We start from the raw sequence: 24,387 nt of genomic DNA, 5'->3' as shown, positions 1-24,387 counted from the left end.
CCGCTACAATTTAGGATCAGCAAAGAATGGAGCCTGATGAGTACTGATACTGACCCCGGCCACGGAAATTCCCCGGCGGCATGGACCGCTGTAGTGATCATGTTGGTCGCGTTCACGATCGGAACGCTCGCTTTTTGGTTCACCATCGAGTGGCTGGTGTACGCGTCGGCTGGACTAGTCGTCGTTGGCCTCATTGTCGGTCAGGTGCTGAAGAAGCTTGGCTATGGCGTGGGTGGCGACAAGCTCACCCCCAAGCCTCACAGCTAGAGTGCTCTCCGACTTAGTTGACGGCGCGCTCGAAGATGCCGCCGTCCGTCGTGAATCCGTCAGTCTTGCTGATGTAGAGCGTGCCGCTGCTGATGCGCTTCCTGCGCTAGATGCGCTGGAGGCATTGTCTCCTCGCGAGCAGGTGCACATCATCGCTGAAATCAAAAGGTCTAGCCCCTCTCGTGGAGCTTTGGCCGAGATCAGTGATCCCGCATCGCTCGCGACGTCCTATCAAACCGGTGGGGCGAGCGCGATCAGCGTGCTGACTGAACAGCGCCGCTTTGGCGGTTCTCTTGAAGACCTCATGACGGTCAAGTCGATCGTGCGGCTTCCGGTGCTTCGCAAAGACTTCATCGCGGAGCCTTATCAAGTGTTTGAGGCGCGTGCCGCAGGTGCCGACCTCGTGTTGCTGATCGTGGCCGCTCTTGAGCAAGAGAAACTTCGCACTCTTTACGACCTCATCGTCGAACTGGGCATGACGCCCCTCGTCGAAACACACTCCGCAGACGAGGTCTCTCGTGCTCTCGATGTTGGCGCCAGCCTTGTCGGCGTCAATGCGCGCAATTTGAGCACCTTCGAACTCGATCAGAATCTGTTCGGTGAGCTTGCCGATCAGATCCCAAGCGGAGTCATCCGTATCGCTGAGTCAGCAGTCAAGACTGCTGCTGATGTCGCGCACTATCGCAACGCGGGCGCAGATGTCGTTCTTGTCGGCGAGGCTCTCGTCACAGGCGACCCGATCGCCACGTTGCAAGACTTTTTGGACTGCTAATGCTGAAAGATGAACTAGGCCCCTACTTCGGTGAGTTCGGTGGACGATTCGTTCCTGAGTCGCTCATCGCTGCTCTCGACGAGTTGGATGCCGCCTATAACGACGCCAAGAACGACCCTGAGTTTGCTGCTGAGCTTGCTGAACTTCACGCAAGCTACACCGGTCGCCCGTCGATCATCACCGAGGTCCCTCGATTCGCGGAGCACGCGGGCGGGGCCCGCATCATCCTCAAGCGTGAAGACCTTAACCACACAGGCTCACACAAGATCAATAATGTGCTCGGTCAGGCCTTGCTTGCCCGTCGCCTAGGCAAGACTCGCCTTATTGCGGAGACCGGCGCCGGTCAACACGGCGTGGCGACAGCGACGGCTGCTGCGCTGTTCGGGATGTCGTGCATTGTGTACATGGGCGAGGTCGACACCGAGCGCCAAGCGCTCAATGTTGCCCGCATGCGCCTGCTCGGTGCCGAGGTTGTTCCGGTTACCGCAGGGTCTCGCACACTCAAGGATGCGATCAACGAGGGTCTGCGCGATTGGGTTGCCAATGTCGATGACAGCCACTACCTCATGGGCACTGTTGCTGGCCCGCATCCCTTCCCCGTCATGGTTCGCGACTTCCACCGTGTCATCGGTGACGAAGCTCGTGAGCAAGTCATCAAGCTGACGGGCGCACTGCCGGATGCCGTCGTGGCGTGCGTCGGTGGTGGCAGCAATGCCATGGGCATCTTCCACGCGTTCCTCGACGACCCCGATGTTGCGCTCTATGGCTACGAAGCTGCGGGGGAGGGGCATCTGACAGAACGTCACGCGGCGACGCTCACTCGCGGCCGTCCAGGTGTTCTCCACGGTGCGCGCAGCTACATGCTTCAAGACGCGGAGGGCCAAACGATTGAGTCTCATTCGATTTCGGCAGGCCTTGATTACCCCGGAGTGGGCCCAGAACATTCTTGGCTAAAAGACATTGGTCGAGTTACTTATGAGCCAATTACCGATGCTGAAGCGATGGAGGCACTGCGCCTCCTGAGCCGCACCGAGGGCATCATCCCCGCGATCGAGTCTGCTCACGCCCTCGCTGGAGCGATCAAGCTTGGCAAGAAACTTGGCCCAGATTCAGTCATCCTCGTGAATCTCAGCGGTCGCGGCGACAAAGACATGGAAACTGCCGCCGAATATTTCGATCTGCTTGATTCCGCTGAGAAAGCGGTAGCAGACGATAAGAAGGCTGCCGATGTTCAAAACCCAACGGGGGAGAAGGCATGAGCGCGGTAGAAGAAGCGATCACCCAAGCCAATCGTGACCGTGCGGGAGCGCTCATTGGCTATTTGCCCGTCGGTTTTCCCACTGTTGCTGAGAGTATTGAAGCGGCAGTCGCCCTCGCAGAGAACGGTGTTGATGTAATCGAGCTCGGCCTGCCGTACTCAGACCCCGTTATGGATGGCCCGGCTATTCAGAAGGCCACGCAGCTTGCGCTCTCCAACGGCTTCCGGCTGCAAGACGGGTTTGACGCGGTTGCGGAGATTACTTCTCGAGTCTCGACTCCGGTGGTCCTGATGAGCTACTGGAACCCGATCATGCAGTACGGCGTGGATCGCTTTGCTGACGAACTCAAGGCTGCTGGAGGGGCGGGAATCATTACGCCTGACCTTGTGAGCGATGAAGCCACCGAGTGGATTGCCGCCTCCGAGCGCACCGGTCTTGACCGCATCTTCTTGGCCGCTCCGTCCTCCAGCGATGAGCGACTCGTTCGAGCTGTTGAGGCCAGCACCGGCTTTGTCTATGCGGTTTCAACCATGGGCATCACTGGAGCTCGTTCCGACGTTGATACCGCTGCCAAAACGCTCGTTTCACGCCTGCGGGCAGCGGGTTCCACGAGCGCTTGTGTCGGCCTTGGTATCTCTACTCCCGAACAGGTGCGCGAAGTTCTTACTTACGCGGATGGCGCCATTGTGGGGTCCGTTTTTGTTAGTGCACTGTCTTCCGGTGGGGTGGATGCGGTCGCGAAAACGGCTGCGTCGCTTTCGACCGGTACTCTTGCTTAGTCGCAGTTCAGAAAGGTCACCGTTTTGTCACTAGTGCCATTGAGCATTCCCAGTCCGCCTGATTCATGGGCGACGCTCGTTACCCTTCCCTTTGGTCAGTGGTTGAGCAACTTAGGCCTCAACTTCGGCAGCACGGTCGTGATTCACACGTACGCGATCTGCATTTTGATTGGCATCATTGCGGCGACTTGGCTCACGTCGCGTCGATTGACGCGCCACGGTGCCGAGCCAGGCATCGTCATCGACATCATCATCTGGGCGGTTCCGCTCGGTCTTGTTGGCGCGCGTCTGTACCACGTGTTCACCCACCCGGGCGATTACTTCTACGAGGGCGCAGACCCGTGGGAAATCATTCGCATTTGGAATGGTGGCAACGCGATCTTCGGTTCCCTGATCGGTGGCGCCGTTGGTGCTTACATCGGTACGCGCCTGACAGGCATCCGATTCTGGAGCTTCGCGGATGCTCTCGCCCCCGCGATTCTGCTCGCGCAGGCAATCGGCCGCCTCGGCAACTACTTCAATCAAGAACTGTTCGGGCAGCCAACGGCATTGCCGTGGGGCCTTGAGATCGATGCCGGCAACTCAGCGATACCTGTTGGCTTGCCCGTCGACACGCTATTCCACCCGACGTTCCTCTACGAAATGATCTGGAACGTTGTAGGAATCGTGTTCCTGCTCACCATGGAACGCCAATATGGTTTCGTGAAGAAGCACGTACTTGGGCTCACCGTTCCGGTATTCACCGCCGTCGGCCCCGTCCGCCTGCAGTGGGGCAAGGTCTGGGCGTTGTACATGATTTGGTACGGCGTCGGTCGCTCGTGGTTCGAATCCATCCGCATCGATCCGAGCGAGGTCTACTTCGGTCTGCGCGTCAACGTCTGGGGAGCCATCCTCACCGTCGCCCTCGGCATCGTGCTGTACATCGTTCAGTCGCGTCGTCATGTCGGCCGCGAAAAGACCGCCTACGTGGACGGTCACGCCTGGAGCGCGGATGGTGTTGTAAACTCCGATGAGAGATATTCCGAGCATGACATTGTCGTCAGCGCTGCGGAGGAGTCCGCTCCTGTCGTAGATTCGAAATAGTCCGCCACAAGCGGCCACACCCCCTCAGGCCTGAATCAGGCACTGATTTTCTTTGGGCCATAGAAGTCCCTCTCCGCACCAGTAATACGTGAGGACGGTACGGCATGGCTGTTACCCCACCCTTTGAACGCTTCGGCTCCATTCCTGCAGCACAGGGAATGTATGACCCGTCCAATGAGAAAGATGCCTGTGGCCTTGCCATGGTGGCGACGCTTCGCGGCACGCCTGGCCATGACATTATTGCGACCGCTCTCGAAGCGTTGCGCAACCTTGAGCACCGCGGGGCCGTAGGGTCCGACGCGGGCACCGGTGACGGTGCTGGCATCATGACGCAGATCCCGGATGCTTTCTTCCGCGACGTTGTTGATTTTGAGTTGCCCTCTGTTGGCCGCTACGCCGTAGGTATTGCATTCTTGCCGCTCGACAGCGTCGCCCGTGATGACGTCAAGCGCGGTATCGAGAAGCTGGCTGAAGAAGAAGACCTCACCGTTCTGGGATGGCGCACTGTGCCGACCCAGCCGGGGGAGCTCGGTTCTCTCGCGCGTGGTGCTATGCCGGCATTCGAGCAGCTGTTCCTGCAGTCGAAGCGCGTCGACCTCAAGGGCACGCTTCGGGGCATCCACCTCGATCGCCAGACTTATCGTTTGCGCAAGCGCGCCGAGCGCGATCTGCATGTCTATTTCCCGTCGCTGTCGTGCCGAACCATTACCTACAAGGGAATGGTCACGACTCTGCAGCTTGAGCCGTTCTACCCTGACCTCTCAGACGAGCGCTTCGCTTCGAAGCTCGCTCTGGTGCACTCGCGGTACTCCACCAACACATTCCCGTCTTGGCCGCTCGCACAGCCGTTCCGCATGGTGGCTCACAACGGTGAGATCAATACTGTTCAGGGAAACCGCAACTGGATGCGCGCCCGGCAGTCTCAGCTCGAGTCCGCCGTCTTCGGAGATATCAAGGACATCCTTCCGGTTAACACTCCCGGCGCTAGTGACTCTGCGTCGTTCGATGAGGTTGTCGAACTTCTCAACCTTGCTGGCCGTCCGCTGCCGCACGCCATGATGATGATGGTCCCGGAAGCGTATGAGAACCAGACCGACACTGATCCTCGTCGCCGCGCTTTCTACGAGTACCACTCGATGCTCATGGAACCGTGGGACGGCCCGGCCGCCCTCGTCTTCACTGACGGTTCACTTGTGGGTGCAACTCTCGACCGCAACGGCCTTCGTCCCGGTCGTTACTTGGTGACCGACGACGGTCTCGTCGTTTTGGCGAGTGAGATCGGCGTGTTCGATGTTGAACCGACGAAGGTGGTTCGCAAGGGCCGTCTACGCCCGGGCAAAATGTTCCTCGTTGACACCGCTGCTGGCCGTCTCATTGAAGATGACGAGATCAAGGCTGAACTTGCTGCATCTCAGCCGTGGGCCGAATGGCTCGAAAGTGGCCGCATTGCGCTAGAAGAACTTCCGGAGCGCGAACATATCGTTCACACTCCGGCCTCGGTTACCCGCCGTCAGCGCACCTTCGGCTACACAGAAGAGGAAGTCCGCATCCTCATCGAGCCGATGTCGCGCCTCGGTGCAGAGCCCCTGGGTGCGATGGGTTCAGACACCCCTATTGCCGTGCTGTCTCAGCGACCACGCTTGTTGTTTGACTACTTCACTCAGCAGTTCGCTCAGGTCACGAATCCGCCTCTCGACTCGATCCGTGAGGCCGTCGTCACGTCGATGGCCCTCGGGGTTGGCCCGCAGCGTAACTTGCTCAGCGCAACTCAGGACCATGCCAGACAAGTAGCGCTAGCTTTCCCCGTAATTGATAACGATGAGCTCGCGAAGATCCAGCACATCGAGCCTCACCCAGGAAGCCGCCTGGCGACCACGATTAAGGGTCTCTATCGCGTGGATGCTGGTCCGTCCGCGATGCAAAAGCGTCTTGATGAGATGTGCGCCGAAGCTGATGCGGCAATTGCCGATGGAGCAGAGTTCATCGTGCTCTCAGACCGTGACTCCAACAAGGATTTGGCTCCGATTCCATCGCTGCTGATGCTTGCCACGGTTCATCACCACCTCATCCGCCAAGAAGAGCGCATGAAGGTCGGCATGATCGTCGAAGCTGGTGACGTGCGTGAGGTTCACCATGTCGCCCTGCTCGTGGGCTACGGCGCGTCAGCGATCAACCCCTATCTCGCCATGGAGACGGCCGAAGAACTCGTTCGTAACGGCACAATCACCGACGTCACCCCTGAAAAGGCAGTGCGCAACCTGATCACTGCTCTGGGCAAGGGTGTTCTCAAGATCATGTCCAAGATGGGCATCTCGGTTGTTAGTTCTTACGCAGGCGCTCAGGCTTTCGAAGCCGTTGGCTTGTCGCAGGCGTTCGTAGACCAGTACTTCACTGGCACCACGAGCATTTTGGGTGGAGTCGGTCTCGACGCGATCGCGCGCGAGAACGCAGCCCGCCACGTCGCGGCGTACCCGGAAGACCGCGCTCCCACTGTTCACGAGCGACTCAACACGGGTGGTGAGTACCAGTGGCGCCGTGAAGGTCCGCCGCATCTTTTCAACCCGGAGACTGTTTTCAAACTGCAGCACTCTACTCGCACGCGCCGCTACGACATCTTCCGCGAGTACACCTCGAAAGTGGATGAACAGGCCGAAGCACTGATGACGCTGCGCGGGCTCTTCAAGTTCAATATGACGGATCGCACGCCGGTTCCGATTGATGAGGTTGAACCTATCTCGAGCATTGTCAAGCGGTTCAGCACCGGTGCGATGAGCTACGGATCGATTAGCAAGGAAGCGCACGAAACGCTTGCTATTGCGATGAACCAGCTCGGCGCGCGCTCGAACACTGGTGAGGGTGGCGAGGATGTCGATCGACTTCTCGACCCCACTCGCCGCAGCGCGATCAAGCAGGTGGCATCCGGTCGCTTTGGCGTCACGAGCATGTACCTGACGCACGCTGACGATATTCAGATCAAGATGGCTCAGGGAGCAAAGCCCGGTGAGGGTGGTCAACTTCCTGCGGGCAAGGTTTACCCCTGGATCGCCCGCACTCGATACGGCACTCCCGGCGTTGGTCTCATTTCGCCGCCCCCGCACCACGACATCTATTCGATCGAAGACCTCAAGCAATTGATCTTCGATTTGAAGCGCTCCAACCCCTCGGCGCGTGTTCACGTGAAGCTCGTAAGCCAGAAGGGCATTGGCGCGGTTGCTGCCGGTGTCACCAAGGCAAAGGCGGATGTCGTGCTGGTGTCTGGCCATGATGGTGGCACGGGCGCTAGCCCGCTCAACTCGCTCAAGCATGCCGGCACCCCGTGGGAAATCGGTCTCGCTGAGACGCAGCAGACGCTCATGCTCAATGGCATGCGCGACCGCGTTGTCGTGCAGGTAGACGGTCAGATGAAGACTGGTCGCGATGTCATCATTGGTGCGCTTCTTGGCGCCGAGGAATATGGTTTCGCAACCGCGCCTCTCGTCGTTTCTGGCTGCATCCTGATGCGCGTGTGTCACCTCGATACATGCCCTGTCGGTGTCGCTACGCAGAACCCGGAGCTTCGGGAGCGTTTCACTGGCAAGCCTGAGTTCGTCGTCAACTTCTTCGAGTTTTTGGCTCAAGAAGTTCGGGAATACCTCGCTGAGCTCGGTTTCCGCAGCCTCGAAGAAGCCATTGGGCACAGCGAACTTCTCGATGTTAACCGTGCAATCTCGCACTGGAAGACGGATGGTCTTGACCTATCGCCTGTGTTCGACGGCCCGGAGTTCAGTGCTTCAGAGCCTCGAACCCACGGTGTCGAACAGGATCACGAGCTTGCGGAGCACTTTGACCAGCAGCTGATCGCCCTCAGCGAGGCAGCTCTTGAACGCAAAGAGCCCGTCTCGATTGATCTGCCCGTGCGCAATACGGACCGCGCGGTCGGCACGATGCTCGGCCACAGCGTAACTCTGCGCCATGGCGAGCACGGTTTGCCTGCCGACACGATTTCGATCACTCTGCACGGTTCCGCCGGTCAGTCTTTGGCCGCTTTTGTCCCTGCCGGTATTTCGATCAAGCTTTACGGCGACAGCAACGACTACGTCGGAAAGGGGCTGTCTGGCGGTTCTGTCGTCGTACGCCCCGACCTGACGAGCACGTTTGCTGCTGAAACCAACGTGATCGCCGGAAATGTTATTGGCTATGGCGCCACGAGCGGCAGTATCTTCATTCGCGGCAAGGTCGGCGAACGATTCATGGTGCGCAACTCGGGAGCTACCGCGGTAGCGGAGGGCGTTGGCGACCATGCTCTGGAGTACATGACCGGTGGCCTCGTGCTCATTTTGGGCGCCACAGGTCGCAACCTCGGCGCTGGAATGTCGGGCGGCACCGCCTACATCCACCAGCTGCGCGAGGAGCGCGTCAACAGTGATTCCTTGAGCTCGGGTGAACTGCTGCTGAGCGGATTGGGTGGCGCCGACGTTGAGATCGTGAAGGATCTCCTCGAGCGTCATCTCGAAGAGACGGGGTCAGTTGTTGCCGAAGGCATGCTGGCCGATATGGATGCCACGGCAGCCCAGTTCACGAAGGTCACCCCTCGTGACTACGCCGCCGTCATCCAAACTCGAGAAACTGCATTAGCCGAGGGACTCGACCCCGATGGGGACGTTACCTGGGCGCGAATTAGGGAGGTAACCGGTGGCTGATCCCAAGGGATTCCTCAAGGTTCAAGAGCGTGAATTGCCGAAGCGGCGCCCCGTCAGCTTGCGGCTGATGGATTACAAAGAGGTCTACGAGCAGCAAGAGTCGGGCCAATTGGCTCGTCAGGCCGGTCGTTGTATGGACTGTGGTGTGCCGTTCTGTCATCAGGGTTGCCCGCTCGGCAACTTGATTCCTGAGTGGAACGACCTGATGCGTCGTGGTGAGAGCGCTGAAGCAATCGAGCGTCTTCACGCGACGAACAACTTCCCGGAGTTCACGGGCCGTTTGTGTCCAGCACCGTGTGAGAGCTCGTGTGTGCTGGGAATCAACCAGCCTGCTGTCACGATCAAGCAGATCGAGGTCTCGATCATCGATCAGGCGTTTGCTGATGGCAATGTAACGCCGCACCCTCCTGGACGCTTGACAGGTAAGACGGTTGCCGTTGTTGGTTCAGGCCCTGCTGGTCTTGCCGCTGCTCAGCAGCTGACCCGCGCCGGTCACACCGTCGCTGTCTTCGAACGTGAAGACCGCATCGGTGGATTGCTGCGCTATGGCATCCCCGACTTCAAGATGGAAAAGCGCCACATTGAGTTGCGGTTGGGTCAGATGCAGGCAGAGGGTACTCGTTTCCGTGCCGGCGTCAACATCGGCGTCGATATTTCGTGGAGTGATCTTCGTAGGCGCTACGACGCTGTCGTCGTCGCTACTGGCTCCACCGTTCCGCGCGACCTTCCCATTCCTGGCCGTGATGCGCTTGGCGTTCATTTCGCCATGGAATACCTCGTTCAGTCGAACCGTGCCGTTGCCGGAGACACTGTGAGTGAACAGGTCACTGCAGAAGGCAAGCACGTCGTCGTACTCGGCGGCGGAGACACCGGTGCTGACTGCATCGGCACCGCACACCGTCAGGGCGCGCTGTCTGTGACCAACCTCGCCATCGGCGTTCAGCCTCCGGCTGAGCGTCCTGAGCACCAGCCGTGGCCGTTGACTCCGACCTTGTTCGAGGTGTCGAGTGCCCACGAAGAGGGCGGCGAGCGCGAATACCTTGCCTCGACGGTGGAGTTCTTGACGAACTCGGTCGGCGAAGTCCGCGCGATTCGTGTCGCTGAGACCGAGTTCCTCGACGGTCGTCGTGTTCCCAAGGCTGGCACCGAGCGGGAAATTCCTGCCGACTTGGTTCTTCTTGCACTGGGTTTCACCGGTCCGGAAACAGACACACTTTCTCAGCAGCTCCCTCTAGAGGCGGATGCTCGGGGCAACTTGACTCGCGACGAAAGCTACGAGACTGCAACCCCCGGCGTGTACGTTGTCGGAGATGCTGGCCGCGGCCAGTCGCTCATCGTCTGGGCGATCGCTGAAGGCAGGGCTGCGGCATCCGCCGTGGATCGCTACCTTGAAGGGGAGACGCTATTGCCGTTCCCCGTCCGTCCGGATGATCGCGGTATGACCCTCTAGAAGTTTCACCACCACTACCACCACCACTAACCCGTCAAAGGAAGTTATGAGACGCGCAAAAATCGTCGCGACACTCGGCCCGGCTACGTCGAGCTACGAGAACATCAGGGCAATCATCGATGCAGGTGTCGATGTTGCCCGGATGAACCTCAGCCATGGAAGCTATGCCGTCCACGAAGAGGTGTATGCGAACGTTCGTCGCGCCGCTGAGGATGCCGGCAAGCCGGTAGCGGTGATGGTTGACCTTCAGGGTCCCAAGATCCGTCTCGGCAAGTTCGAGGACGGCCCTTATGACCTCGCGGTCGGCGATATTTTCAAGATCACGATCGACGACATCGTGGGTAACCGCGAGATCTGCGGCACGACGTTCAAGGGTCTTCCTCAGGACGTCGCCCCGGGCGATTTCCTGCTGATCGATGATGGCAAGGTCAAGGTCAAGGTCGTTAGCGCTACGGATACCGTCGTCACGACTGAGGTTGTCGTTGCCGGTGCAGTGTCCAACAACAAGGGCATCAACCTTCCCGGAGTTGCGGTCAATGTTCCTGCTCTCTCAGAGAAGGATGAAGATGACCTGCGTTGGGGTCTCAAGCTTGGTGCAGACCTCATTGCACTCTCGTTCGTGCGTAACGCTGAAGACATCGTGCGCGTCCACGAGATCATGGATGAAGAGGGCCGTCGGGTTCCCGTCATTGCGAAGATCGAGAAGCCGCAGGCTGTCGACCACCTCGAAGCCATCATCGATGCGTTTGACGCCATCATGGTCGCCCGTGGTGACCTGGGCGTAGAACTTCCTCTTGAGGCTGTTCCGATCGTTCAGAAGCGCACTGTCGAACTTGCTCGTCGTATGGCGAAGCCCGTCATCGTTGCTACTCAGATGCTTGAGTCCATGATTTCGAGCCCTGTGCCTACTCGCGCTGAGACCTCGGATGTCGCGAACGCGATCCTCGATGGTGCTGACGCCGTCATGTTGAGCGGTGAGACCAGCGTGGGAGAGTATCCCGTCATCACCGTTCAGACCATGGCAAAGATTGTCGCTTCAACAGAAGAGCACGGTCTCGACCGCATCCCTGAACTCGGCACGAAGCCGAAGACACAGGGTGGGGCGATCACGCTTGCCGCAGCAGAGGTTGCGACATTCGTTGAAGCGAAGTTCGTCTGCGTATTCACAGAGTCTGGAGACTCTGCGCGTCGTATGTCGCGTTTGCGCTTCCGCATACCGATGAAGGCGTTTACCCCGAGTCCAGAGATTCAGCGTCGTATGTCGCTGATTTGGGGCATCGAGTCCTTCATCGTTGACCGGGTTACTCACACCGATGAGATGTACCGCCAGGTTGACGAGATTCTGCTGGGCCAAGAACTGGCAGAGGTCGGCGACAAGGTCGTAGTGATTTCAGGATCCCCTCCCGGAATCTCGGGATCGACCAATGATTTGCGCGTGCACATCCTTGGTGATGCGATCAACGCTAAGGCTCCTGTATGGGCAGCTAAGTAGCTTTCAACACGCTCGAACGACAACACCGGTGACGGACCTTTGCGGGCGTCACCGGTGTTGTCGTTAACGCTCAGAAGTTTCAAGTCCCGCGTCATGCTCAGTGGCGGCCTTGGGTGCTTAACTAAAAAAACCGGGAGCAACTGAGTTGCGCCCGGTTTTTCTAGCAATTTGTTGTGCCGAATGTGGGACTCGAACCCACACGTCCTTTCGAACAAAGCATTTTGAGTGCTCCGCGTCTACCATTCCGCCAATTCGGCTGACTACAACGCTGAATAGAATACCGTAGGCTTGCACTTGTGACTGACCAAAACACCAATCAAACTGCTCCCCGCCGCGTTGTCGTTGCCGAAGATGAGTCGCTCATCCGCATGGACATTGTCGAGATCCTGCGGGATGCCGGCTACGAGGTTGTCGGAGAAGCGGGTGACGGCGAAACTGCTGTTGCGCTCGCTACCGAGCTTCGCCCCGATCTGGTCATCATGGATGTCAAGATGCCTCAGCTCGACGGAATCTCTGCTGCGGAGCGCCTCAGCGCCAACCACATTGCTCCTGTCGTACTGCTGACTGCCTTTAGCCAGAAAGAGCTCGTAGAGCGGGCTTCTGAGGCCGGAGCGCTGGCCTACGTGGTCAAGCCCTTCACTCCGAACGACCTTCTGCCCGCCATCGAGATCGCGCTCAGCCGGTACACGCAGATCCTCACCCTCGAGGCCGAAGTGAGCGACCTGGTTGAGCGTTTTGAGACCCGCAAGCTCGTCGACCGCGCTAAGGGACTCCTGAACGAGAAAATGGGGCTCAGCGAGCCTGACGCTTTCCGTTGGATTCAGAAGGCATCCATGGACCGCCGCTTGACGATGCACGATGTGTCGCAGGCCATCATCGATCAGCTCAGCGCCAAAAAATAGCACTCGCCAGCGTCGACTCCGCATGGACTCGATTGCGGGCTCTGCGCGTCGCGATGCTGCCTAGACAGCACCGCGACACGCCCGCGGCTACGTGGCCGGGCGATCTTTCAGGATGTTCGTAATCCGGATTGTGGAGAGCCGACGCTCTTGTTCGTCGCGGATCACGATTTCGTGGGTGGCCAGCGTGCGCCCTAGAGCAATCGCCGTGCAGGTTGCCGTCACGATGCCGGAGCGTACCGAGCGGCTGTGAGTCGCGTTGATTTCGATCCCCATGGCTACTCGGCCAGGGCCGGCATGAATGGCCGACGAGATTGATCCGAGGGATTCCCCGAGCACAACGTGTGCACCTCCGTGCAGGATGCCGATTACTTGCGTATTGCCTTCAACGGGCATCGTTGCCACGGATCGCTCAGCGCCAAGTTCGAGAAACTCAATACCCATTTTGCGTGTGAGCGAACCGCCTCCCGACTCGACAAGTCGTGCAAATAGTTCGGGATCGAGGTCGTCGGGGTACTTCACAGAGAGTGTCCTTCGCGTTAGGCCGTTTCCGCTGTCGGCAGCCCCGGCTAGGCTGGCTGCGTGTCGGATTCCCAAAAGCCTACTCTTATGATCATTGACGGCCACTCGTTGGCCTTCCGAGCCTTTTATGCGCTCCCTGTCGACAGTTTTCAGAACCGCGATGGGCAGCACACCAATGCCATCCACGGTTTCTTGTCGATGCTGATTTCTCTGTTGCAGAACGAGAAACCTACGCATCTGGCCGTTGCCTTCGATATTTCGCGGTATTCATTCCGCACCCGGGAGTATCCCGAGTACAAGGGAACCCGCGGCGAGACTCCTGTGGAATTCGTGGGGCAGATCCCGCTGCTTGAAGAAGCGCTCAAAGCCATGGGAATCCAAACTCTGAGCAAAGAGGACTACGAGGCTGACGACATCCTCGCCACGCTGGCGCACGAAGGCTCAGAGAACGGCTTCCGCGTTCTCGTGGTCTCCGGTGACCGCGATGCCATTCAGATGGTCAACGACAACGTCACCCTGCTGTATCCGAATGCTCGGGGCGTCTCCGAACTCAAGCGCTATGACCGTGACGCCGTTTTCGAGCGGTATGGCATTGAGCCTCACCAGTATCCGGATGTCGCCGCTCTTGTCGGGGAAACCAGCGACAACCTCATTGGCGTCGACAAGGTGGGGGAGAAGACTGCAGTCAAGTGGATCAACCTCTACGGCTCTCTCGACGAGGTGTTGGCTCACGCCGAGGAGATCAAGGGCGTTGTAGGCCAGAACCTTCGTGATCAGATCGATCGTCCCGTTCGCAACCGCAAACTCAATCATTTGCTGACCGACGTGGAGCTTCCAGTCAATGTCGGCGATCTCGATCGCCGTGCAATTGACGAGGCTGCTGTGCGTGAGGTGTTCGATCGCCTTCAGTTCAAGACGCTCTTGCAGCGCGTGATGAAGATTTCTGGGGCCGAAGCGAGCAGCGATGCGTCGTCGACGACCGCTGCGGTTGTTGACGATGCCGCTGCCATTCCCGCGGTGCGCACGATGGTCGACGAAGAGCTAGCTAAGTGGATCTCCACTAACAGCAACGGCAACACGACACCGTTGGGGCTCACGATCGCCAGCGTCGATGGGGTTGTCACTGGGCTAGGCCTTGCGACACTCACTGAGACGGCGTTCGTGCCGTGGGCGGCCGATCGCCCCGATTACGACGCGCTCACGCAGTGGCTCGCGAGCGACGCCCCTAAGTACATGCATTCCGCTAAGGTCCAACTCAAGATTGCTGCCAATAGTGGCCTGACTGTTGCGGGCGTTGCGTTCGATACCACGCTCGCAGCGTGGCTCCTGAAGCCGGGTGGCAAGCCTGAAGAGCTCGAGGCTCAGGTCTACAACTACCTGGGCGAAACGATTGAGCAGGGCGATCCCAATCAGCTTGTTCCTGAGACAGAAGAACTCAGTCCTGCAACCAAGTCGTGGTACGTCGTTCGTCTTGCTGCATATCTTGCCGGCCGTCTCGATGAGGGCTCGCTAGGAGTGCTCACCGATATTGAAATGCCTCTTGTGCCGGTGTTTGCTCAGATGGAGCGCACGGGCATTGCGGTCAATCGCCAGCTGTTGGCCGATCTCAGCAGTTCGCTCAGTACAACCGCAGCAGAGGTCGCCCGCAACGCGTTTGAGGTTATCGGTCGCGAAATCAATCTTGGCAGCCCGAAGCAATTGCAAGAGGTGCTCTTCACGCAGCTTGAGATGCCCAAGACTCGCGCGAACAAGACCGGCTTTTCCACTGATGCCGCGAGCCTGGCCGACCTCCAAGAACAAGCACCCCATCCCTTCCTCGACCTGCTCTTGCAGCACCGCGATGCCACCAAGCTGGTGCAGATCATCACCGGTATCGAGAAAGCGATCGACGACTCCGGCCGAGTACACACCACCTATGAGCAGGCGGGTTCAAGCACCGGGCGCATCGCCTCAAACGATCCCAACCTGCAAAACGTCCCGGTCAAGACCGCGACAGGGCGCCAGATTCGGGCGGCTTTCGAGGCCGGAGAAGGGTACGACACTCTCCTCACCGCAGATTATTCGCAGATCGAAATGCGCATCATGGCGCACCTCTCGGGCGATGAAGGGCTCATCCAAGCCTTCAAGGAGGGGGAGGACCTTCACCGGTTCGTCGGTTCGCGCATTTTCGGCGTCGAGCCAGCCGATGTCACTCCCGAGATGCGCACCAAGGTCAAGGCGATGTCCTATGGCTTGGCCTATGGTCTGAGTGCTTTCGGCCTCAGCAAGCAACTTCGCATTGAGACGAGCGAGGCAAAAGCACTCATGACGGACTACTTTGCCCGTTTCGGTGCCGTTCGCGACTACCTGCGCAACGTTGTTGAACAGGCGCGGGTAGATGGGTACACCACGACGATTTTCGGCCGTCGGCGGCCATTCGGAGATCTCACCTCGAAGAACCGGGTTTTGCGGGATAACGCGGAACGGCAGGCACTCAACTCACCAATTCAAGGCTCCGCAGCCGACATTCTTAAGCTGGCGATGCTGCAGATCGATGGCGACATTCGCGATGAGGGTTTGAAGTCACGCATGCTGCTTCAGGTTCACGACGAATTGGTCTTCGAGATCGCTGGAGGCGAGCTCGAGCAAATGACTACTATTGTTCATGAGCGAATGTCAGGGGCTGCAACCCTGTCGGTTCCGCTTGATGTGCAGATCGGTACCGGCCACAACTGGGATTCCGCGGCACATTAGGCTCGCGCCGTTCGGCATCCAATCTCAGAGCACCCCACAAAGGAGCAGCGGTGAGTAGCACAACGGTAGTGATCGGTTCACGGGTTGGGCTGCACGCGCGTCCTGCTTCGGTGTTCGCCCATGCTGTCGCTCAGTGCGGAATCAGCGTGATGCTGACGGATGCCTCGGGCACGACGATCAATGCCGGCAGCATCCTTAGCGTGCTCGCGATGGGCATCGGCTATCAGGATGTCATCACGCTCAGCTCGGACGATGAGGGAGCCGAGTCCGTGCTGGCGCCCCTCGCAGAGTTGCTCGCTCGCGAACTCGACAGTGCTTAGCCGCCCTCAAGTCTCAGACTCGACCCCAACGACGAATCCCCGACAGTAAATCAAGGAGCCAGACAACGATGTCCCATTTGACGCCCCCCGCCGCTGAAGGTTCGACCTCCGGTCGGCAAACCACTCCGGTTGATGCGATAGCTGAGGAGTGGGTAACCACGCTCGTTGAGCTCGACCCGACAATCGGCACCTACATCGGCTCCCCGGGGCGGCATTCAGGCTTTGCCGATTATTCTCCGGAGGGTCATGCTCGGGTTGTCGCGGCGACGCGCGACGTTCTGGCTCGGCTTGAAGCCGCACCGGTAGTGGACGATGTTGATCTCGTCACTAAGTCTGATCTGGTCTCCACGCTGAAGCTCGACCTTGAATCCGACGCAGCGCAATTGTGGAAGCGCGACCTGAACAATCTAGCGAGTCCTGCACAAGAGATCCGTGGCGTTCTTGATCTGATGCCGACCGCCTCCAGCGAAGACTGGTCGGTCATCGCGGAGCGGCTGCACAACATTCCTGATGCAATCAACGGCTACATAGCGACGCTCCGTCACGGCATCGATGGTGCAGTGGTTCCCGCGCAGCGTCAAGTTGCAGAGGTCGTTGCGCAAGCTCGTCAGATCTCGGCACCCGGAGGTTTTTTCGAGTCGTTCATTGCGCAAGCTGAGGCTGTGGGCGGCGACAGCGCGCTTCAGGCAGCGCTGGCTGACGGAGCTGCCGTTGCGGCATCCAGCTATCAGCAACTTGAGCGTTTTCTGAGTGAAGAGCTTGCTCCGCGGGCAACGCCGCACGATGCTTTCGGACGCGAGCTCTACGCGTTGCAGTCCCAACGCTTCCTCGGGGCCACGATCGACCTCGATGAAACCTATGAGTGGGGGATTGAAGAACTGGCGCGCATGACTGCCGAGCAGAAAGAGATCGCGCACGAGATCAAGCCGGGAGCATCTCTCGCCGAAGCAATTGAACTTCTCGACTCTGACCCTTCACGAACGCTGCACGGCACCGATGCGCTGCAGAAGTGGATGCAGAAGCTCAGCGATGAAGCCATCGAAGCGTTGGCCGGCACACACTTTGACATTGCGGAACCCATGCGCGCGCTGGAGTGCATGATCGCTCCGACCCACGACGGCATCATCTACTACACGGGCCCGAGTGATGACTTCTCGAGGCCGGGGCGCATGTGGTGGTCTGTGCCCGAGTCGGTCACGGAGTTCACGACGTGGCGCGAGGCAACGACTGTTTACCACGAGGGCGTCCCCGGGCATCACCTTCAAATCGCCCAAGCTGTCTATAACCGCGATCAGTTGAATACCTACCGTCGGCAAATGTCGGGTACGTCTGGCCATGCCGAGGGCTGGGCGCTGTATGCCGAGCGGCTGATGGCGGACCTCGGGTTCCTTGATGACCCTGCCAATCGACTCGGCATGCTCGATGGTCAGCGGATGCGTGCCGCCCGCGTCGTTCTCGACATCGGCGTTCATCTGGGCAAGCCGAAACTCACTGGTTCAGGAGTCTGGGATTGGGACTACGCTCTCGACTTCATGACTAACAACGTCACGCTGGATCCCGCCAATGTTCGCTTCGAAGTGAATCGCTATTTCGGTTGGCCAGGACAGGCACCGTCGTACAAGGTGGGACAGCGCATTTGGGAGCAGTTACGTGATGAATGCCAGGCTATCGAGGGCGCTGACTTCTCGCTTCGCGAATTCCACCGCCGTGCGCTGAACGTGGGTGGCGTGGGGCTAGATACCTTGCGCTCGGCTCTCCTGGCTCCCTACGCCGCGAGCTAACGTTCGACAGGTCTCTCGCTCATGAGGGCGAGAGACCTCAACCCGCCGAAATACCGCGAAACACGGCGGATAAGTGGTTGGTTTTAGTGGCGTCAAAGCGCTAGGCTGGAGTGTCGCATTTGTGACTTCTTATTCGCCTGCCAGCGGCGAGCACACAGATTCATTTCGCCGTCGGCCCAATTATGCGCTTTTCGAAGCGTGACCCATACCGGAGCAACTACTACATGACAAACGCAACGACTGACAAGGCACCCAAGCAGGTCGCCATCAATGACATCGGATCTGCTGAAGATTTCCTCGCCGCAGTCGAAAAGACGCTGAAGTTCTTCAACGATGGTGACCTCATCGAAGGTACCGTCGTCAAGATCGACCGTGACGAGGTTCTCCTCGACGTCGGTTACAAGACTGAGGGTGTTATCCCCTCTCGTGAACTTTCCATCAAGCACGACGTTGACCCCACTGAGGTTGTCAACGTTGGTGACACCGTTGAGGCTCTCGTTCTCCAGAAGGAAGACAAAGAAGGCCGCCTCATCCTGTCCAAGAAGCGCGCACAGTACGAGCGTGCTTGGGGCGACGTCGAGAAGATCAAGGAATCGGATGGCGTTGTCACCGGTTCGGTCATCGAGGTTGTCAAGGGTGGACTCATCGTCGACATCGGACTTCGTGGATTCCTCCCGGCATCGCTCATCGAGCTTCGCCGTGTTCGTGACCTCACGCCGTACCTCGGCCAGGAGATCGAAGCCAAGATCCTCGAGCTCGACAAGAACCGCAACAACGTTGTTCTGTCGCGCCGCGCACTCCTTGAAGAGACGCAGTCGGCTAGCCGCACTTCGTTCCTCAACAACCTCGCCAAGGGCCAGGTTCGCAAGGGTGTCGTGTCGTCGATCGTCAACTTCGGTGCATTCGTTGACCTTGGTGGCGTAGACGGCCTCGTCCACGTTTCTGAGCTCTCGTGGAAGCACATCGAGCACGCTTCAGAAGTTGTTGAAGTTGGCCAGGAAGTTACGGTTGAGATCCTTGAGGTTGACCTCGAGCGCGAGCGCGTGTCGCTGTCGCTCAAGGCAACGCAGGAAGACCCGTGGCAGGTATTCGCCCGCACCCACGCAATCGGTCAGGTTGCTCCCGGTAAGGTCACCAAGCTCGTTCCGTTCGGTGCGTTCGTTCGCGTCGCAGACGGCATCGAGGGTCTCGTGCACATCTCCGAGCTTTCGGGTAAGCACGTTGAACTCGCCGAGCAGGTTGTTTCGGTTGGCGACGAAGTATTCGTCAAGGTCATCGACATCGACCTCGAGCGTCGTCGCATCTCGCTTAGCCTCAAGCAGGCTAACGAGGGCGTTGACCCCGAGGGTACCGAGTTCGACCCGGCACTCTACGGAATGCTCACCGAGTACGACGACCAGGGCAACTACAAGTACCCCGATGGTTTCGACCCCGAGACCAACGAGTGGAAAGACGGCTTCGAGTCACAGCGCGAGAAGTGGGAGCAGGACTACGCTGCAGCCCAGGCGCGTTGGGAACAGCACAAGAAGCAGGTTGCTGCTGCCGCGATTCAGGAAGAGTCGATCAGCAGTGCACCCGCCGGAGCATCGTCGTTCTCCAACGATGACGCTGCCGCTAGTGCAGGCGCGGGAACGCTCGCAGACGACGAGACTCTCGCCGCTCTGCGTGAGAAGCTCTCGAGCAACAACTAGCAACACTTAGCTGAACAGTGTGGCCAGTCTCCTTCGGGAGACTGGCCACACTCAGTTAACAAGCCATGATCGTCTAACAAGCCACGATCGTCGGATGAATCATCGCACCGCAAGCGGATGGGGCAGATCCCTGCTCAGCTGACGAGCCGGCGCCGGAGCTGGGGGCGCCTAGGCTGGGCGTTTTGTGGTGCGTCGCGCTCGTCGAACTCGCACGACGAGCCACACGATGAGCCCGATGAGGGCAAGCGCTCCGATGACAGGAACAATAAGCGCCATCAGACTGAGCAGAACACTACTGATGTCTTCTGCGGCGCTCACAACCGGGGCAGCCGCGCCGGCGGTGGCGGCGTTCAGCACAGGGCGTGCAGCCATTTTGGTGGCGTGGGTTCCGAACGCGAGAATGATTCCGATGACGACGGGCACCCACGCATCTGACGTAAAGAATGATGCGGGATCAGTGACCACTGCTGTCTCAGAAGCGGAGCCCGTGCCGAAGGCAATGCCGCCTGCTGCGGGACGCACGATGGTCTGAATCCAATCGTTGACGGAATCCACGACGGGCACTTTGTCGGCGATGACTTCAAGCACGAGCAGCACACCGAGAACAGCGATCACCCACGGGTTTTCGAGCCACGCCCATACGGCGGGCAGTTCTACAAAGTCGAAAACGCGACCGGCAAGGCCCAGTATGAGAAGCGGAATATAAGCGTTGAGGCCAGCCGCGACGGCGAGGCCGCTGCCGGTGAGTACTTCGAACATCCGCTCTCCCTTTCGACACGCTGAGGTTAGCATTGAGGAATGCACTTGATAGCGCTCACCGGTGGGATTGCTTCGGGAAAGTCGACTGTAGCTAAGCGGTGGGCCGAACACGGGGCTGTCGTCGTCGACGCGGATGCTCTTGCCCGCGAAGTGGTGGAGCCAGACTCTCCGGCGCTTGCCGCGATCGTCGATCGTTTTGGCGCAGACGTTCTCCACGATGATGGATCTCTCAACCGTCAGGCCCTCGGTAGCATCGTTTTCGGCGACTCGGATGCCCGTCAGGCTCTTAACAGCATCACCCATCCGGCGATCAGTCGGCTTGCCAAGCAACGTTTCGCGGCCGCCTTCGATCGTGACCCTGAGGCGCTGATTGTGTACGACATCCCCTTACTGGTGGAGTCGGGTCAACCCGTCGATAAGTTCTCGGCAGTAGTGACGGTTGAGGCTGATCCAGAAACTCGCATTCAGCGTTTGATCGAGCACCGCAACATGCCGCGTGGCGAGGCAGAAGGGCGCGTCGCCTCTCAAGCGTCGAGCGCCGATCGCCGAGCTGTGGCCGATTTTGTCGTGGATTCTGGAGCTGAGTTGGCGGATACAGAACGTCACGCTGACAACGTGTGGCAGTTGCTTCGCGACCAGTTAGTGAGTTCGCGCTAAGCGTTCGCCTAGCGACTCCGTTTTCGGTTCGTTGTCAGTGCCGGTGCCTACACTTGAGGTATGGAACCAACTCGCTCAGTACGTCCTTTTGAGGTAATTAGCGAGTACTCACCCTCCGGCGATCAGCCTCAGGCTATTCGCGAACTAGCTCAGCGAATCAATGCCGGCGAAACAGATGTTGTACTGCTCGGTGCCACGGGCACGGGAAAGTCGGCAACAACGGCGTGGCTTATCGAGCAGGTGCAGCGTCCAACGCTGATCATGTCCCATAACAAGACTCTTGCCGCTCAACTGGCCAACGAGTTCCGAGACCTCATGCCCAACAACGCGGTGGAGTATTTCGTTTCGTACTACGACTACTACCAGCCCGAGGCCTACATCCCTCAGACAGATACCTTCATTGAGAAGGACTCGTCGGTCAACGCTGAAGTCGAGCGACTGCGACACTCCACTACCAACTCTTTGCTCAGCCGCCGCGACACCGTGGTGGTGTCCACAGTCTCAAGCATTTACGGGCTCGGCGCTGCTGAGTCCTATCTCGAAGCGATGATCGCTCTGCAGGTGGGAATGCGCATCGATCGCGAGACCCTCATCCGCAAGTTTGTGGGAATGCAGTATCAGCGCAACGATTACGACTTCTCGCGGGGAAATTTCCGTGTTCGTGGCGACACCATTGAGATCATTCCGGTGTATGAAGAACTGGCGATCCGAATCGAGATGTTCGGAGACGAAATTGAGGCTCTCTACTCGCTGCATCCGTTGACCGGTGACATCGTCAAAAAGATGGATTCGGTGTCGGTATTCCCGGGCACCCACTATTCGGCAAGCCCCGAAACGATCAAAACCGCAATCGTGTCCATTCAGGAGGAGCTCGCCGACCGGCTTGCCGTGCTGGAGCGTCAAGGAAAGCTTCTCGAAGCTCAACGCTTGCGCATGCGCACAACCTTCGACATCGAAATGATGGAGCAGATCGGGTTTTGCAACGGCATTGAGAACTATTCTCTCCACATGGATGGGCGCCAACCGGGCGAACCACCAAGCTGTTTGCTTGACTATTTTCCGGATGATTTTCTCGTGGTGCTCGATGAGTCGCACGTCACGGTGCCTCAGATCGGCGCAATGTACGAGGGTGACGCCTCACGAAAGCGCACTCTCGTGGAACACGGTTTCCGCCTCCCTAGCGCGCTCGACAATCGCCCATTGAAATGGGAGGAGTTTCTTGAGCGTGCGGGCCAGAAGGTCTACCTTTCTGCGACTCCGGGCAAATATGAGATGGGTATTACTGACTCTGTTGTTGAGCAGGTTATTCGCCCGACAGGACTCATCGATCCGCAGATCGTCGTCAAGCCATCTCAGGGTCAGATTGATGACCTTCTCGAACAGATCAGGCTTCGCGTCGAGAAGAACGAGCGAGTTCTCGTCACTACGCTCACGAAGAAGATGGCCGAAGAACTCACCGAATTCCTTTCGGAGAATGGCGTTCGGGTGCGCTACTTGCACTCCGACGTCGATACGCTGCGTCGAGTCGAGCTGCTTACGGAACTTCGCCAGGGTGTCTACGACGTGCTAGTTGGCATCAACCTTCTTCGCGAGGGCCTTGACCTTCCCGAGGTATCCCTTGTGGCGATTCTGGATGCCGACAAAGAAGGCTTCTTGCGGTCGTCGACATCGCTCATCCAAACCATCGGTCGTGCCGCTCGAAACGTCTCAGGCGAGGTGCATATGTACGCCGACGTCGTCACCAGATCGATGGCGTTCGCCATTGAGGAGACTGATCGCCGCCGGGAGAAGCAGGTCGCTTACAACACCGAGCACGGTATTGACCCGCAGCCGCTGCGTAAGAAGATCGCAGACATCACTGACGCGCTTCTCCGGGAGGGCGCCGATACTGCTGAGTTGCTCGCGACTCGCAACCGTGATGGCAAAAAACGCACTCCGACGCCCAAACTCGCGCGTGAAGGAATCGCTGCCGCCGGCGGAAATGATCTTGAAAATATCATTGGCGACCTCAACGAACAGATGCTTCAAGCGGCATCCGAGTTGAAATTTGAGCTTGCCGCTCGATTACGGGACGAAGTTCAGGAGCTCAAGAAGGAACTGCGTCAGATGGAGCAGGCTGGCCATTTGAAGTAACCGCCAAGGTTTCGTGCAGCGAAATCATGCGACGCTCCTGAGCGAAGGAATCGTGGGGGAGTGCGGTTTTTCTCGCGGCACTTCTGCGCTCTTCTACCGGGATGTCGGTGAGAACCCGCAGAGCGTGAGCGATATGAGTGAGATCCGGAGCTACCGTAAGCCCACCTCCGTCCGCAAACGCCAGGCGTTCGTTGCACGCGGTAGTGAGAATTGTGGGAGTACCAGCCGCGAGCGATTCCAATGCGATGGCGTGTCCCCACGATCCGCTCGTCGTCACAATGGCCACGTCCGCCGTTGCAAAGACTTCTGCTCGCTCGACCAAGGTGAGATCGTGGGCGCTGAGAAACTGCACCGGCATCCCGAGTGCGCTTCGTTCGAGCCGCGCACGCAGCGGTCCGTCTCCCAACACCACCAAGTGAAGGTCCTCGCCCTGAGAAACCCGCTCACGTACGACCTCGATCGCTAAGGAGACCGAGCCGGAGGCGGTGAGTGGTGCCGCGCACACGACAATCAGATCGGCTCCGCTTGAGTCACGGAGCGTGCTGTTATGCCGCAAAGGAGAAAAGACTTCGAGGTTCACTCCGGACGGCAGGCTCAGCACGCGATCGTCAGTGCCGAGACTGTCGGAGGCAATCGTGGGAGAGCGTGCTTCTTCGGCCCCCGACGAACCGTGGCGCTCTAAGTTCGCCACACCGGTATGAACTATCTCGTCGAAACCTAGGGGTGTACGCCCGGTGGCCCACTCCGCAGCACCATCTTCTATAAGGAGCACGGCGGGCACACGATTGTGGTGAGCCCAGGATCCCAGTTCGCGAGCACTGAGACGGTCCGCGACCTCGATCTGATCAGGAACGAGGTTATCCAAAGCTCGGCGCACAGCTTTCGCGATCGGAACGAATCCGCGGGAAAGTGCTCGTCCGCGCGCCGGTACGGTGACCACGGTTCCGTACTCGGTCCACGTTACTGACGATTCGGCTCCGGGAATGATGATCGAGAACTCATGGCCCGCAGCCTGATAGGCCAAGCCTCGAGAACGCACGACGCTGGAGGGCAGTAACGCTGGTGCCGAGTAGAAGCTGGTGACGTGCGCAATGTGCATACGCCATTATCT

Annotated in this window: 18 protein-coding genes and 1 tRNA gene; 15 read left to right on the top strand and 4 right to left on the bottom strand. The window is 58.8% G+C overall.

What is annotated here, in order from left to right; translation table 11 throughout:
• Positions 1–36 precede the first annotated feature (36 nt).
• From I6E56_RS01580 to pyk, 8 genes are all read left to right on the top strand, one after another.
• Complete coding sequence (locus tag I6E56_RS01580; protein WP_197135569.1) at positions 37–267, top strand: DUF6704 family protein; 231 nt, start codon at positions 37–39, stop codon at positions 265–267.
• A gap of 1 nt (position 268) precedes the next feature.
• Positions 269–1,039: an indole-3-glycerol phosphate synthase TrpC gene (gene trpC, locus I6E56_RS01575; protein ID WP_197135568.1), complete on the top strand. Its 771-nt coding sequence runs from the start codon at positions 269–271 to the stop codon at positions 1,037–1,039.
• Positions 1,039–2,298, top strand: coding sequence for a tryptophan synthase subunit beta (gene trpB / locus I6E56_RS01570; protein ID WP_197135567.1), 1,260 nt, complete (start codon positions 1,039–1,041; stop codon positions 2,296–2,298). The genes trpC and trpB overlap by 1 nt, the downstream gene beginning before the upstream one ends.
• Positions 2,295–3,077: a tryptophan synthase subunit alpha gene (trpA, locus tag I6E56_RS01565; protein WP_197135566.1), complete on the top strand. Its 783-nt coding sequence runs from the start codon at positions 2,295–2,297 to the stop codon at positions 3,075–3,077. Before trpB ends, trpA begins: the two co-directional genes overlap by 4 nt.
• Before the next feature lie 24 nt (positions 3,078–3,101).
• Positions 3,102–4,160, top strand: coding sequence for a prolipoprotein diacylglyceryl transferase (gene lgt, locus I6E56_RS01560; RefSeq protein ID WP_374061212.1), 1,059 nt, complete (start codon positions 3,102–3,104; stop codon positions 4,158–4,160).
• 104 nt (positions 4,161–4,264) lie between these two features.
• Complete coding sequence (gene gltB, locus I6E56_RS01555) at positions 4,265–8,839, top strand: glutamate synthase large subunit (protein ID WP_197135565.1); 4,575 nt, start codon at positions 4,265–4,267, stop codon at positions 8,837–8,839.
• Positions 8,832–10,289, top strand: coding sequence for a glutamate synthase subunit beta (locus I6E56_RS01550; RefSeq protein ID WP_197135564.1), 1,458 nt, complete (start codon positions 8,832–8,834; stop codon positions 10,287–10,289). The genes gltB and I6E56_RS01550 overlap by 8 nt, the downstream gene beginning before the upstream one ends.
• A 46-nt stretch (positions 10,290–10,335) precedes the next feature.
• The gene (pyk, locus tag I6E56_RS01545) at positions 10,336–11,781 is read left to right on the top strand and encodes a pyruvate kinase (RefSeq protein WP_197135563.1); all 1,446 of its coding nucleotides are present in this window, start codon (positions 10,336–10,338) and stop codon (positions 11,779–11,781) included.
• Positions 11,782–11,955: 174 nt separating this feature from the next.
• Here the strand turns inward: pyk and I6E56_RS01540 are convergent.
• Positions 11,956–12,038, bottom strand: a tRNA-Leu gene (locus I6E56_RS01540).
• Between the two features lie 39 nt (positions 12,039–12,077).
• Here I6E56_RS01540 and I6E56_RS01535 point away from each other — a divergent pair.
• Positions 12,078–12,683, top strand: a complete 606-nt coding sequence (locus I6E56_RS01535) for an ANTAR domain-containing response regulator (RefSeq protein WP_197105666.1) — start codon at positions 12,078–12,080, stop codon at positions 12,681–12,683.
• Positions 12,684–12,770: 87 nt separating this feature from the next.
• Here the strand turns inward: I6E56_RS01535 and I6E56_RS01530 are convergent, their stop codons facing one another.
• On the bottom strand, positions 12,771–13,202 hold the full coding sequence (locus tag I6E56_RS01530) for a PaaI family thioesterase (RefSeq protein ID WP_197124660.1): 432 nt from the start codon (positions 13,200–13,202) through the stop codon (positions 12,771–12,773).
• 60 nt (positions 13,203–13,262) lie between these two features.
• Here I6E56_RS01530 and polA point away from each other — a divergent pair, with 60 nt between their 5' ends.
• The 4 genes from polA to rpsA all read left to right on the top strand — a co-directional run bounded on the left by polA (position 13,263) and on the right by rpsA (position 19,727).
• On the top strand, positions 13,263–15,935 hold the full coding sequence (gene polA, locus I6E56_RS01525; protein ID WP_307842717.1) for a DNA polymerase I: 2,673 nt from the start codon (positions 13,263–13,265) through the stop codon (positions 15,933–15,935).
• Positions 15,936–15,985: 50 nt separating this feature from the next.
• Positions 15,986–16,255 (top strand): HPr family phosphocarrier protein, encoded by a 270-nt coding sequence (locus I6E56_RS01520; RefSeq protein ID WP_197135562.1) that lies wholly within the window; start codon positions 15,986–15,988, stop codon positions 16,253–16,255.
• A 68-nt stretch (positions 16,256–16,323) separates the two neighbouring features.
• Positions 16,324–18,036, top strand: coding sequence for a DUF885 domain-containing protein (locus I6E56_RS01515; RefSeq protein ID WP_197135561.1), 1,713 nt, complete (start codon positions 16,324–16,326; stop codon positions 18,034–18,036).
• Between the two features lie 224 nt (positions 18,037–18,260).
• A complete protein-coding gene (rpsA, locus tag I6E56_RS01510) occupies positions 18,261–19,727 on the top strand; it encodes a 30S ribosomal protein S1 (RefSeq protein ID WP_197135560.1) in 1,467 nt (488 codons plus the stop codon).
• Between the two features lie 168 nt (positions 19,728–19,895).
• Here the strand turns inward: rpsA and I6E56_RS01505 are convergent, their stop codons facing one another.
• A complete protein-coding gene (locus tag I6E56_RS01505; protein ID WP_197135559.1) occupies positions 19,896–20,486 on the bottom strand; it encodes a DUF4126 domain-containing protein in 591 nt (196 codons plus the stop codon).
• 39 nt (positions 20,487–20,525) lie between these two features.
• On the opposite strand from I6E56_RS01505, the gene coaE reads away from it, so the two are divergent.
• Positions 20,526–21,143 (top strand): dephospho-CoA kinase, encoded by a 618-nt coding sequence (coaE, locus tag I6E56_RS01500; RefSeq protein WP_197135558.1) that lies wholly within the window; start codon positions 20,526–20,528, stop codon positions 21,141–21,143.
• A 60-nt stretch (positions 21,144–21,203) separates the two neighbouring features.
• Positions 21,204–23,276: an excinuclease ABC subunit UvrB gene (gene uvrB, locus I6E56_RS01495; protein WP_197135557.1), complete on the top strand. Its 2,073-nt coding sequence runs from the start codon at positions 21,204–21,206 to the stop codon at positions 23,274–23,276.
• Here the strand turns inward: uvrB and I6E56_RS01490 are convergent.
• Positions 23,230–24,375, bottom strand: a complete 1,146-nt coding sequence (locus tag I6E56_RS01490) for a glycosyltransferase (protein WP_197135556.1) — start codon at positions 24,373–24,375, stop codon at positions 23,230–23,232. The genes uvrB and I6E56_RS01490 overlap by 47 nt on opposite strands.
• Positions 24,376–24,387: the final 12 nt, after the last annotated feature.

This window comes from Salinibacterium sp. NK8237 (genome assembly GCF_015864955.1).
Taxonomy (GTDB): Bacteria; Actinomycetota; Actinomycetes; order Actinomycetales; family Microbacteriaceae; genus Rhodoglobus.
The sequence above is the reverse complement of the archived record's forward strand: the minus strand, read 5'-3'. Positions and strand labels throughout refer to the sequence as shown.

What these genes read in the sequence shown, in the direction of transcription:
- rpsA (WP_197135560.1), top strand. Translation starts at nt 18,261, where the DNA reads ATGACAAACGCAACGACTGACAAGGCACCCAAGCAGGTCGCCATCAAT.
- I6E56_RS01505 (WP_197135559.1), bottom strand. Translation starts at nt 20,486, where the DNA reads ATGTTCGAAGTACTCACCGGCAGCGGCCTCGCCGTCGCGGCTGGCCTC.
- gltB (WP_197135565.1), top strand. Translation starts at nt 4,265, where the DNA reads ATGGCTGTTACCCCACCCTTTGAACGCTTCGGCTCCATTCCTGCAGCA.
- pyk (WP_197135563.1), top strand. Translation starts at nt 10,336, where the DNA reads ATGAGACGCGCAAAAATCGTCGCGACACTCGGCCCGGCTACGTCGAGC.
- trpB (WP_197135567.1), top strand. Translation starts at nt 1,039, where the DNA reads ATGCTGAAAGATGAACTAGGCCCCTACTTCGGTGAGTTCGGTGGACGA.
- I6E56_RS01515 (WP_197135561.1), top strand. Translation starts at nt 16,324, where the DNA reads ATGTCCCATTTGACGCCCCCCGCCGCTGAAGGTTCGACCTCCGGTCGG.
- I6E56_RS01580 (WP_197135569.1), top strand. Translation starts at nt 37, where the DNA reads ATGAGTACTGATACTGACCCCGGCCACGGAAATTCCCCGGCGGCATGG.
- I6E56_RS01490 (WP_197135556.1), bottom strand. Translation starts at nt 24,375, where the DNA reads ATGCACATTGCGCACGTCACCAGCTTCTACTCGGCACCAGCGTTACTG.
- coaE (WP_197135558.1), top strand. Translation starts at nt 20,526, where the DNA reads ATGCACTTGATAGCGCTCACCGGTGGGATTGCTTCGGGAAAGTCGACT.
- trpA (WP_197135566.1), top strand. Translation starts at nt 2,295, where the DNA reads ATGAGCGCGGTAGAAGAAGCGATCACCCAAGCCAATCGTGACCGTGCG.
- uvrB (WP_197135557.1), top strand. Translation starts at nt 21,204, where the DNA reads ATGGAACCAACTCGCTCAGTACGTCCTTTTGAGGTAATTAGCGAGTAC.